Below are 12792 nucleotides of genomic sequence, written 5' to 3' on the forward strand. Positions count from 1 at the left end.
CAGCGAAAATGTGTCTTGAGAAAATTCGCCACTAAGACAGCCCAATGGACAGAGCCTTGGCCAGCACCGTATCAGTGCCAGCCAAATCGAAAAGGAATGATTGCTTGACAGCAATAAGTGTCAATTCTGGCTCAATCACCGCCAAAAAGATCTCGAGTATAAACCTTATCCTCGACATCCAACAGCTCATCAACCATCCGATTTGTAATAATCACATCACAAATTTGCTTGAATGCATCAAGATTACGCATTACCGGGGATCTAAAAAACTCTTCCTCAGCTAAAGCAGGCTCATAAACCACGACATCTACACCCTTCGCCTTGATACGTTTCATCACGCCCTGTATAGATGAAGAGCGGAAATTATCTGAACCCGCCTTCATAATTAATCGGTAAACGCCCACCACTCGCGGATTTTTTTTAACAATTGAATCGGCAACAAAATCTTTACGCGTGGTATTAGCATCCACAATAGCCGAAATCAAATTGTTCGGCACATCTTGATAATTGGCGAGTAACTGCTTGGTATCTTTTGGCAAACAGTAGCCACCATAACCAAATGACGGGTTATTGTAGTGATTTCCCACCCTAGGATCCAAGCATACGCCTTCGATTATTTGCCGTGAATCAAGAGCGTGGGTTTCCGCATAGGAATCAAGTTCATTAAAATATGCCACCCGCATAGCTAAATATGTATTCGAAAATAGCTTAATAGCCTCTGCTTCTGTGCTATCGACATATAAAACAGGAACTTCTTTATCCGATGCCCCTTCAATCAAAAGCCTTGCGAAACTCTCGGCCCTGCCACTTTTTTCGCCAACAACAATTCTAGAAGGATAAAGGTTGTCGTGAAGCGCACTACCCTCTCTCAAAAACTCGGGAGAAAAAATAATATTGTCAACCCCAATACGCTGACATAAAGATTTTGTATAGCCTACAGGAACCGTTGATTTAATAACTATGACAGCATCGGGATTGACAGACAAAACATTATCTATAACCACCTCCACAGACCGGACATTGAAACGATTAGTCTCAACATCGTAATCCGTCGGCGTCGCAACAACTACAAAGTTAGCCTCTCGATATGCATCAGCCCAATCCAGTGTTGCCGTAAGATCAAGATTTTCTTCCGCAAGAAACCTCTCGATTTCCGAATCGCAAATAGGCGATCGTCTAGCATTTATGGTTTCAACTTTTTCGGGGACAACATCGACAGCTATAACTTTGTTATTCTGCGCCAACAATGCTGCGATGGACATACCCACATATCCCGTCCCGGCCACCGCGATTTTCATACAAACCTACCAACTCACTTAAAAACACTATTACAAAGAAACACGGGCAAACTTACCCAATGGTGTTCGAGTTAGCCGCTCAGATGAAACTGGATACTTAGAGAAAATCTTGTCCCAGCAATCAGCGGAATAAGAATATGCATCGTGGTAAGGAGCAAAAAACTTCACGACCTCTACCTCAACCTCTCCCCCCAAGGCCCCTAAACGATCACCCAACAAAGACCTCTGCTCCTCAGTAAGAACCACTATCAACTTGAAACTCAAGCTTGGACACTTATACTGCAAGTAATCCAAAAACCTTTGCAACGATGCAACATCTGGCTCGCTGTTACTCTTATAGAAAAATGCAATTTTTTTATTCGACGCTAGGTCCTGGTGCCATTTTTTCACAAGATGCATCAATTTATTTTTTTCTTCGATACGATACTTTTCAGCTTCAATTTCTGAGCACAAAACTTTACGCTCTCCACCCTCAAGCGCAGACTTTATCGAAGAATGCCAACTAACATTATATTTATCGCACCGAACCATATCATTAGAAACCGGTGACACACTCTCATAAACCCCATCGAAATCAGCTTCCAAAAGACGCATATTTTCTAGAAGATCTGACCTACCAAACCTAAACACGGACGAATAGTCATAGCCAATGCGCCAAAAGTTCAACCCTGCTTCACAGTTATCGCCTACAGAGATATATTCATCGAAGATCATTTTTCAAACCAAACCCGTAGCTTACTAATTAATATGTCGAAAAAACTCTTTTTGCATACTCATACCCCTCATCCGCAATTTCAGAGATACGTTCCAGGGAACCATCGGAATCTTGAGGAAAATACGCCAACTTAACTTGATGAAATCGAGTTTCAAACCACGGTCCGCGACCAATACGTTCACAATAAAATTCGAGCGCGGCACTGGCAAACACCAACCCTCCCTTCGCTGAAGAGAACAATCCACTACCGGAAGAGATGCGACTGGCCAAAGTAAAGGCTTGCTCACCATCGCCATTTAAAAACCCGATATACTTAAAAATAAATTCAAAATGACTACCTAATTTACTAGATATGAAGCTTAGCCCTCTCGCGGACAACCTATCTCGATCCAACATTCGAGCAACACGAAAACCAAACACATCCAAGTCTTCCTGACAAGCTACACGTTCACTATTCAGTGCAGACTCCATACTTACATAATCTATATCAAACCCAGAAGCTGACGAAAAAGCCGCCCCCGAAACAGCTTGATCCAGAATACCCAGGACCCTTTCACTAAACGTTACCATTCCACTATCGGGAGCCCCCGGAGCAAACGTAAACTCTCCAAAAACAGGACCATCTTTTGAGTCAAAACAATCTACACTAACAAAATTTGTACCAGTGCTCTCAGAAAGCTTGGACGCCATCAAAATCATTTCTGGCGCATTAAATGGAACCACATGCCCAGATGGCATCCATCGAGTCTCATCAAAAAAATAATCCTCTCCATATCGAAGTGGAACAAAAGAGCCATCGAATATAGCAACTCTAGCGGGAGAAACGTTTCTATCAATCTGAATTATTAGCGCTACGTTTTTACCAAAGCAGTAAAACTTGTAATCAAGGGGGATATCTCTTCCCCTAACATACGACTCTACAAAGGACTCAACCAACCAAAACGACGGAGCTTTTCCAGGCAAATCAAAACCTATTTGATGCCGTGAGACTTCGGACAGATCCAGCAAATTTATATACCGATTCCCGGATATTTTTTTTATCAAATAAACGCCAATACAAGAATGGCGATCGCCTGCCTTCACTACAAATTGATTCCCATACTCCTCAACACCGAAATCAAATGCGGCGCGTGCTGAATCAAAACGATGCGCAAATGGAGCACTGTAACCTAATCCTCTCACATGGGCATATGCACACTCCTTATCATCCAGCCTCCAAAAATCTGCAGTCTGCTTACTCTCAAATCTCTTACGCAAAAATCCCAAAAAATTCATATTCACCCCCTAATCAATCCAACTCAAAAAATCCAACTCTGAAAAGGTCAAAAATCCCACTCGGAAACTGGAAAATCTTGAGACCAACTATTCTTGACAAACATAACCTCAAACTCCTCTTTATCCTTCTTTTTTAAGCTGGATGTAGACTGCTGGTGCAAGTGATAGAGCTTGGACTTAGGCGTAAAGTATACTTTCTTGCCTCCCTGATACCTTACAGCGTAACAATACAGACGATCGGATCGGTAATGCCGCCCCAGCTTCTCATCGAGCAAACCGACCTCTCGAATTACAGAGCGGGGGATATACACACAAAAGAATGGAACGAAGTTAACTTCAAACTCGGGCGCCGAATCCAGCAAACCAGCGAGCTCCAGATTTTTATGGTGATACGACACGCTAACATCGGTCTCGCAATTCGGATCCGCATAAGGGACGTGAGTATTGAGAGTTTTGGTGTTTGGGAAAAGCACCTGCTGCGGGCAAACAATTCCCGCATCTGGGTACCTCTCCACAACATCCTGCATTGCCTGTACCCACCCCGAAGTTGCAATGGCATCGTTATTCAGCAAAATAATATCATTGGAATACTGCGCAAGTTCTATCCCCTGATTTACGGCAGCAGTAAAACCAAGGTTAAGTTCATTAAAAACCGACTTGACATTTTTGTGCGCGGAAAGCTCCCTTACAACCTCGATGGTCTCAGAATCCGAACAATTATCAATAATAATGATTTCAGTTAGCTCTGGATCTGTGGTCCTCAAGACGCTCTCAATACATGCCCGGAAAATTTTCGGAATATTGAAACTGACAACGATCACACTCACAGGACACTTTTGCGAGAGCAAGCTACTCTTGATCTGGCTGGAGGTTACCGGAGAAGAAGCCTCTTCACCGTCACCACGATAACCTATTTCATCATACTCCAGCACAAACTCTTCACGCCCGAGAGAGCGAGACTGACTCAATGCAGATTTTGCAGACGCGAGGTCTTCGGTTATGGTAATTGCGTTTCCTTCACTGTAGTAATAATAGTTGGAAACGATATTACTTATCGCAAGGGGTTTTTTATCCTCTGAGTATCTGAGCACCAAGTCCCAGTCCACCAATCGGCGCAACTTGGTATCAAAACCGCCAAGGCGGTCGAAAATAGAACGGCGATGCACAAATGCATTCATATCGATGTAATTGCGATTTTCGAGCAGTGTTCGATTAAAAGGCCCGAACCTTACGGCGCATGGCTGCGACTGCTCATTGCGGTACAAATACTGTGCAGTATAAGCACAATCGTAATCTCTCTTTTCCTCCAGGTTGCCTACCACGAGTAACAGGAAGTTTTCTCTCCAGTCGTTATCAGTGTCCAGGTAAGCGATATACTCGCCTTTCGCGATCGTCAAACCATGATTTCTTGCGTGGGAGACACCTAGATTCCCGTCCAATCTGACATACCGAATACGATCATCTCCAAAAGCGGCGATCACATCAGAAGTATTATCGGAGCTACCATCGTCAATCACGATCAATTCCCAATTGAAATATGATTGCGCAAGCACGGATTGCACCGCTCTTCCAATAATATGCGCGCGATTGTACGTCGGCATAACGATCGTCACTAACGGTGCATTTTTTCCTTCAAGTTGTCTCGAGTACCTTTTGGAATCAAATTTCTCCAGCCAGTCCATATAAGCAAAACAGCGCTTATCCTCTTCTCGAAATGGCGCAGGAACCTCACGATTAAAGAAACTCCACTTAAGATAACCCTCGAAATCGGTGTACTCCCTATCGTTTTTCAGTTCAATTTTTCTTGACGCAATAAAGAAATCGCCAGATTCATCCCGTATTTCAACTTCATGCTTCCGACCATCGATAAAATTTTGAGGCACAGAGTACTCGAACCCTGCGTATCCAGAGTTGATTCCATGCTCCTCTAGGTCTTTTCTAAAAATTTTTGCTACCGTGGTTCCTGCCCGCACTCCATCAATATAGATGGATATCTCTGAACCGTTGTCACGATACTCATCACCAATACATGCCCAACCGCGAATTACATTTGCACGGTTTGGCCTATCTACATTACCCCGGAACCCATCCTTTCTGACACGAGGTAGAATTTTCGTCGCCTCGACGGCAACTCCTGAGTGAGGAAGCTGGCTAAATTCTTTGGCATTAAAGACAAACTTGGTCTCTCCGACCACCTTGGCTGTAAGTTTGTGCTTACATCCATTAACGAACTCGAAAGGAATTGGATACTCGAAGCCACAGCGGCCATCGCCGCCAACCTTTTCTTTTACGTCAAGGCGTTCTTTATTTGCACAAACGGTTGCGAGAATATGATCATTAATTTTGATTTCGACAAAAGGTTTGACGTCAGGCCGATCTTTAACCATGACCCACCCACGAATACGCCCCGGCAGAGGGTTATCCAAACGGCCATCGAGTACTAAGCTTTCATTTACGCTAAACTTTGCATCGACAAAAATAGGTTCAAAGGAGAATCTTCTACCATCACTTGTCTCTGCTTCAACCTTGATCTGATGGCGCTTGCCATCCGTAAGGATCGCCCCCAAATCGGCACTAAAGGCGCAAAATCCATCCCCGATGCTGGCGTCTGCCAGATCCTGGCGAAATTTATCCGCTTTCAAGTTGAGAATTGATTTCTCGCCGCTAAAAATTCGCACTTGAACTTTTTCGCCATGCTGGAAGTCACACACCCAACCCCGAATAACATTTTCATCACACTGGTCTATCCTTCCGCGAACAGAAGGCAAAGCCACAATGTTAGGCTTGCGGTTTTTACTAGTGAACTTACGAATTTTAGAAAGCATAGTTACCCCAAAAAAATCTGCTATCGCACTACCCGGGATTAAAACCCGAGCTATCTCCTTAAACGTTCAAATTTTTATTCAGATTGGTAACTGCCATCCTGTATTTCACGCCACCAATTCTCATTTTCCAGGTACCAAGACACCGTTTTTCGAATGCCACTTTCGAAGTTCACATTCGGCTCATATACCAGCTCAATGCGGCTCTTTGTGGGATCAATCGCATAACGCCGATCATGGCCAGCGCGATCAGTAACATAGGTAATCAGATCCTCTGAGCAACCTTGTTGAGCTTTGGTTGCCAATGGAAATCGTTGAGACAATAGGGGGTTCTGGGAAAATGCTTGATTCATAAGTTTACAGATCAGTTTAACGATATCGATATTGGCCCACTCATTAATGCCGCCAATGTTATAGCATTCGCCCAAGCGCCCGCTCTTTACCACAAGTTCAATTCCGCGTGCATGGTCTTCTACGTACAGCCAATCGCGAATCTGCTGGCCATCACCATAAATCGGCAGCGGTTTGTCGTGCAGGATATTGGTAATCACGAGCGGAATCAGTTTTTCCGGGAAGTGGTAAGGCCCGTAGTTATTTGAACAATTGCTGGTGGTGACATTCAGCCCATAAGTGTGGTGGTAAGCACGCACCAAGTGATCCGATGCCGCCTTGCTCGCGGAATATGGGCTGTTTGGCGCGTAGGGTGTGGTCTCACTGAAGGCCGGATCATTCGGACCCAATGTGCCGTATACCTCATCGGTTGAGACATGGTGGAAGCGGTGGCTATCTTTATTGAGTCCCTCATCCAACCAGACTTTCTTTACAGCCTTGAGCAGACTGTGGGTACCGATGATATTGGTTTCGATAAATGCATCCGGCCCGGTAATGGAGCGGTCTACATGGCTCTCCGCAGCAAAATGCACCAGCGTATCGATGTGATGCTCTTTGAGCAGCGTTTCTACCAGTGCGGTATCACAGATGTTGCCGTGGCTGAAGACAAAGTTCGGATTTTCTGCCACCGGATCCAGGTTAGCTTTGTTACCGGCATAGGTGAGTGCATCCAGTACGACCACCTTGTCTTGCGGGTAAGTTTTCATCCAGTAATGGACAAAATTGGCGCCGATAAAGCCGGCACCGCCGGTTACTAGCAGGTTGCTCATTTGTTTGCAGTTCCGTTGGTCTTGGTTCCGGGGCTTACCGGAATATTCAGTTCTAGATTTTTTTGTTCGCGGGGCACTAACGTGCCCCGGTTCGCCTGCAGGCAGGCTCCTACAGGTTGTGCGAGCCGAAGACAGATCTCAGTACCTGGCGCCAGTGGCTCAGCTCCACGCCCACCTCTTTGGTCAGGCGGGTTTTGTCCAGCACACTGTAAGATGGGCGTGTTGCTGGAGTTGGGTAATCGCTGGTGGCAATGGGGCCAATCTGTACCTTTCTATCTGCAGGCAGTAGGCCGGCGGCCTTACCTTCTTCAAAAACAGCGACAGCGAAGTCGTACCAGCTGGCGGCGCCGGCGTCGGTACAATGGTAGATACCGCTTGCTTCCGGGACGTTGGCGAGCGAGTAAATCGCTTTGGCCAGGGTGCCGGCCCATGTCGGCGTACCGATCTGGTCGGCGACGATGCCGAGCTGATCGCGCTCGCCCATCAGACGCAACATGGTTGTAGCAAAGTTGCCGCCCTCACGGTCATATACCCAGGCGGTACGCACGATGATCGCTTCCGGGAGAATGGCCTCGACGGCCTCTTCGCCCCGAGCCTTACTTTCGCCGTAGACACTCACGGGCTTGCGGATATTTTCTGGCGTATAGGGTAGCGACTGTCTGCCATCAAACACGAAGTCGGTGGAGACGTGTATCAGGCGGGCACCGAGTTCGCGGCAGGCGAGCGCGAGGTTTTCCGGCCCCCGGGCATTGATGGCGTGGGCCTGCTCCACTTCGGACTCGGCTTTGTCTACGGCCGTGTAGGCAGCGGCGTTGATGACGACATCTGGCTTTGCCTCTGTCAGAACAGCAAATACCTGATCCTTGTCAGCAATATTCAAGGTTTCGCGGCCGTGGGCGATAAGTGTTATGCCGAAAGGCGCCTGCTGTTGGAGCTGCTGGCCAAGCTGGCCATTTTTACCGGTGATCAGAATTTTCATTTTATTACCCCATCAACCAAAGGCAACGGCGTCTTTAAGGAGTTTACCGTCGGCATCTTTGGCGGAGAGTTTGGGCTGCTCGCCATTGACCAGGGGCCACTCGATACCGATTTCCGGATCGTCCCAGCGCAGAGAGTGCTCGTGCTCCGGTGCGTAATAGTCGGTACATTTGTAAACGAACTCGGCGGATTCGCTAGTGACGTAAAACCCGTGAGCGAAGCCTTCCGGGACCCAGAGCTGGCGCTTGTTGTCTTCATTCAACAGTACGCCCACCCACTGGCCAAAGGTGGGAGAGCTCTTGCGCAGGTCTACGGCCACATCAAATACTTCACCGGCGGTCACGCGGACCAGCTTGCCCTGGGTGCTTTCGGTCTGGTAGTGCAGGCCACGGAGGATTCCCTGGCTGGACTTGCTGTGGTTGTCCTGCACGAATGTGCGCTCTGCGCATTCGCGGTTGAAAAAATCCTGGCGAAAGGTTTCCAGGAAGAAGCCGCGCTCGTCACCGAAGACTTTGGGCTCTATGATTTTTACGTCAGGGATTTTTGTTTCTATTAATTTCATAAAACTGTTCGCCTGCAGGCAGGCTCCTACATCGTGAACTCTGGATTTTCAGCGGGAGAAGGCGTGGTCGGTTTTGGATTCAGCGAGTATCTGCATAAGATATTCGCCGTAGCCACTCTTGATCAGCGGCTGCGCCTGCTTCTCCAGGGTTTCTGCGTCGATAAAGCCTTTGCGGAAAGCGACTTCTTCGGGGCAGGCAATCTTCAAACCCTGACGGCGTTCAATGGTCTGAACAAACTGCGCAGCTTCCAGCAGGTTATCGTGGGTACCAGTGTCCAGCCAGGCGGCGCCGCGGCCCATCAGCTCTACGTTTAAGCTGCCCTGTTCCAGATACATACGATTGAGATCGGTAATTTCCAGCTCTCCACGGTGGCTCGGCTTGATTTCTCGCGCCAGATCACAGACTTGACTGTCATAGAAGTAAAGACCTGTAACTGCGTAGTTGGACTTGGGCTGGGAAGGCTTTTCTTCGATGCTGATCACTTTGCCATCACGGTCAAATTCGGCTACGCCATATGCTCGCGGGTCGGCGACGTGGTAACCAAATACAGTGGCGCCCTCGGTGCGCTGGTCCGCATTCTTCAGTACTTCACTGAAGTGCTCGGCATAATAAATGTTGTCACCCAGTACCAGCGCGCTGGGGTTGTTGCCAACGTGCTCGCGGCCAATCAGGAACGCTTGTGCCAAGCCGTCTGGCGAAGGCTGCACCGCGTAGGTAATGTTGATGCCCCACTGGCTGCCATCTTCCAGCAGTTTCTGGAACAGGCACTGCTCTTCGGGGGTAGTGATAATGAGAATATCGCGAATGCCTGCCATCATCAGGGTAGTCAGCGGGTAGTAGATCATCGGTTTGTCGTACACCGCCATCAGCTGTTTACTGACACCTTTGGTCAATGGATACAGCCGTGTGCCTGACCCACCGGCCAGAATTATTCCCTTTCGTGATGAAGTTCCAGTTTTCATTCCTTCCCCCAAGTAAACTTTATTTAAAGTTGGCCGAACACTGCGCAGCAATTTCAGGGCCAATTTTTTTACATTCTGCGCCGCACAGTGCCTTCATTCTTCAGCCGGCCCGAACTTTCCGCGGGCCGCCTCCTATCAGCACCCAGATCCTAGAAAGACAATACCGCTGCGGTACCAACTGCAATACGGTACAGAATCTCTGTGACGTCCTTGGTGACCTGCAGCTCACTCGCCTGAATTTTTGGCATGATCATGATCTCATCACCCGGGCGCAGCACGCCCTTGAGGCGATTATCAAACTTGCTCTCTTTAATACGACTGATAGTGCCATCCATATGCAACACCACCAGCTCGTCGGTATTCGCGTTGTTTGAGAAGCCGCCAGCCAATTCGATGTAGTCTTCCAAGGTACTGCGTTCATCAAATACCAGCGATGTGGGGAAGACCACCTCCCCCACAACCGATACAGTGGACGCGCGCAAAGGAACGATCAGCGAGTCCCCATCTTCCAGTAGCATTTCCCCGGCATTGGCATTGTTGGCCAACACTACCTGCCCGCGCGGCTGGGCATTGCGCGCCTTGGAAATAAAATTCTGGATCATGGACGCGGTGTCTTTGATCGATGCCTGGTCTGCCGTGGTAGTGGGCTGGCGGGTCAGCGCCTCCATTTCCAGCGCATCCAGTGAGCGCTCCAGTGCGACTTTCTGCTTTTTCGCCACACTTTTGCGGTACAGCTGCAGGGCAAATGGATTGGCGTTATCCCGGTAGCGCAGCTTGTCCAGCAGGTCCTGCAGGGTGGCGCCGTAGGGCAACACATACGCGGCCGGCCCATTTACCTCACCACTCACGCGCACCGAGATACTGCTGACCTCACTGTCACTTACCAGCTCTACATGGGCACCGGGGTGCAGTGGTGTGCTCAGGGCTTCATCCAGCGGGAGGTAACTCGCCTGTTGCTCGTTGTCGATCACCTGGGTAATGCGCGCAAAGTTGGCTTGCGGATCAGGCTTTGCCACCAGCAGCATTTCGCCGAGGTGGGTGGACGGTCCCACAAACTCGATCTGCCCGGACTCCTGTACCGCCCCCTCGACACTGATATACCCCTGACGCGGGCCCACGACGATGGAATCACCATTTCGCAATTGCAGTGCTGGCATTTGTCCTTCAACTAGGAAGCGATACAGGTTGACACGCTGCAGCTCTTTACCCTGGCGCAGCACTTTAATATCGATGTAGCTGCCGCTCTCGCGACTGATGCCGCCGGCACTGTCGAGGTAGTACAACACGGAATCCGATGAGAACCCAGGATACAGACCCGGGCTTTGCACAAAACCGGTCACAAAGACTTTTACCGGCTGGCTGGCCTCCAGATTGGCGTAGGCCTGCACATTGCTCTTGAACACCCGCTTTACATGCCGCAGTACAAAGCTGTTGAGGTCACCATTCTCAACACCGGCAACGTGTACCGGCCCCACTTCCGGAATAAAAATATTGCCCTGGGCATCCACCGTCAGCACGGCGTTGAAGCTGTAAGCCCCCCACAGTTGCAGGGCAATCTGGTCTCCCACTGTAACGCGGTAGCCGCCATTGAAACCGCGAAAAGGCTGGTCTTTAAAGGCGCCTTTGAACAGGGACTCGCCGAAGACGGGAAGATGACCGCCTGCGGCAACCCGCAGCCGGTCTTTTTCCAGCTGCTGAGTATCCAGTGCGATGGCGCTGGCACTGAGCCCGGTGGCCACGAGCGCGCTGATCACCCAGCGCTTTATCAATGTTTTTGTCATAACGCTTATTAAATCTGGGAGTTAAATTTTCCGCTTATACCCGATGGTCGCGAATACTGGCGACCAGCATTTTGCCGATGCCGTACAACAGCAACAGAATCACCGCCAGGCTCGCCAGGTTGTACAGCTTGTGGGGATACTCCGCGTCTTCAGCTATCGAGGGCTGACTAATTACCATCAAATGCTTGAGTTTGCCCGAGGCCTCCATACGCGCAGTCTCCAGTGCCGTGAGCGATGCCTGATAGGCATCCATGGCGAACTGCAGGTCCAGCTGCAAATTCTGGAAGTGTGCATTGAGGCTGTTGAGACGCTCTTCACCGTCTTCTTCGGTCACGCCGACAAGGCGCACCTTTTCCGATTCAATCTGTTGCTGCAGGGAACTGATCTCCGCCTGCAGGGAAACTACCTGCGAAGAATCCGAGTGCAAGTATGTTTTTGCCGCCGTAAGCTTTGCACGGAGTTCGGCGAGCTTGGCTTCTAGCCCCTGAATAATCGCGCTGATACCTTTGGTTAACTCTTCTGGGCTCACCACCTGATTGCGGTTCTGGAAGTCCAGGATTTTTTGTTTACTGGTACGCAGTTTACTTTGCGCCAGCTCCAGTTCGCTGCGTACAAACGACACCTGCTTGTCGGCAAGCTGGTTGCTGATCGCATTGACAAAATCTTCCGACTTGCGGATGACTGTTTCTACCAGCCGCTGCGCGAACTCGGGCTCGAACGCCTGCATTTCAATACTGATGATCCCGGTGGTCTCATCGTGTGCTACCGCAATATGCGCGCGATAGTATTCCAGGTAGTCTTCCTGAGAGGCATCCGCGGCGAGCCGCGAGAACACATCGTACTCATTACTCTTGAAATAGGAGGCGAGGCCCAGCTCCTCATCCAAAAACAGGGCCATATCCAGAGACTGGATATAGTTCACCACCAAAAAAGCGTCCTGGTTGTCGCTTCCCATGCCCGGCACCAGGAACCCGAGACTAGACGACATTCCCTGGTTACTGCTGTTGTCTTTTACGATCAGCTGTGTGGCGCTGACGTATCTGTCTGACACCCAAAACAAGTAATAAGCACCGACCAGCAACAAAGGCAGCACGACAAAAAGTGCAAGCCCACCCCAGCGGCTGGCGCGCACTGGAGATGCGCCGACGCTTGCAGCTGACAGCTTCCGCAGTATTTTTTGGGCCGTATTGGCAGCCTTTTTCTGGCTGGCCGCCGGTACTTTTTCTTCTGTTTCCATA

10 protein-coding genes are annotated in these 12792 nt (G+C 49.2%); all 10 read right to left on the reverse strand.

Features of this window, described 5'->3' with window-relative positions; translation table 11 throughout:
• Positions 1-131: 131 nt before the first annotated feature.
• Positions 132-1298, reverse strand: a complete 1167-nt coding sequence (locus HUW35_RS01755; RefSeq protein WP_181253998.1) for a nucleotide sugar dehydrogenase — start codon at positions 1296-1298, stop codon at positions 132-134.
• 30 nt (positions 1299-1328) lie between these two features.
• The gene (locus HUW35_RS01760; protein ID WP_181253999.1) at positions 1329-2012 is read right to left on the reverse strand and encodes a hypothetical protein; all 684 of its coding nucleotides are present in this window, start codon (positions 2010-2012) and stop codon (positions 1329-1331) included.
• A gap of 28 nt (positions 2013-2040) precedes the next feature.
• Positions 2041-3288, reverse strand: a complete 1248-nt coding sequence (locus HUW35_RS01765; RefSeq protein ID WP_181254000.1) for an ATP-grasp fold amidoligase family protein — start codon at positions 3286-3288, stop codon at positions 2041-2043.
• A 47-nt stretch (positions 3289-3335) separates the two neighbouring features.
• Positions 3336-6113 (reverse strand): glycosyltransferase, encoded by a 2778-nt coding sequence (locus HUW35_RS01770; protein ID WP_181254001.1) that lies wholly within the window; start codon positions 6111-6113, stop codon positions 3336-3338.
• Between the two features lie 74 nt (positions 6114-6187).
• Positions 6188-7270: a dTDP-glucose 4,6-dehydratase gene (rfbB, locus tag HUW35_RS01775; RefSeq protein ID WP_181254002.1), complete on the reverse strand. Its 1083-nt coding sequence runs from the start codon at positions 7268-7270 to the stop codon at positions 6188-6190.
• 109 nt (positions 7271-7379) lie between these two features.
• The gene (gene rfbD / locus HUW35_RS01780) at positions 7380-8249 is read right to left on the reverse strand and encodes a dTDP-4-dehydrorhamnose reductase (RefSeq protein ID WP_181254003.1); all 870 of its coding nucleotides are present in this window, start codon (positions 8247-8249) and stop codon (positions 7380-7382) included.
• 12 nt (positions 8250-8261) lie between these two features.
• Complete coding sequence (gene rfbC / locus HUW35_RS01785; protein WP_181254004.1) at positions 8262-8810, reverse strand: dTDP-4-dehydrorhamnose 3,5-epimerase; 549 nt, start codon at positions 8808-8810, stop codon at positions 8262-8264.
• A 48-nt stretch (positions 8811-8858) separates the two neighbouring features.
• Entirely contained in the window at positions 8859-9773 is a 915-nt protein-coding gene (gene rfbA / locus HUW35_RS01790; RefSeq protein WP_181254005.1) for a glucose-1-phosphate thymidylyltransferase RfbA, read from the reverse strand.
• Positions 9774-9922: 149 nt separating this feature from the next.
• Positions 9923-11554, reverse strand: coding sequence for an SLBB domain-containing protein (locus HUW35_RS01795; RefSeq protein ID WP_181254006.1), 1632 nt, complete (start codon positions 11552-11554; stop codon positions 9923-9925).
• Between the two features lie 34 nt (positions 11555-11588).
• Complete coding sequence (locus HUW35_RS01800; protein ID WP_181254007.1) at positions 11589-12791, reverse strand: hypothetical protein; 1203 nt, start codon at positions 12789-12791, stop codon at positions 11589-11591.
• Position 12792 lies beyond the last annotated feature (1 nt).

The organism is Microbulbifer sp. YPW1 (genome assembly GCF_013367775.1).
Classification (GTDB): domain Bacteria; phylum Pseudomonadota; class Gammaproteobacteria; order Pseudomonadales; family Cellvibrionaceae; genus Microbulbifer.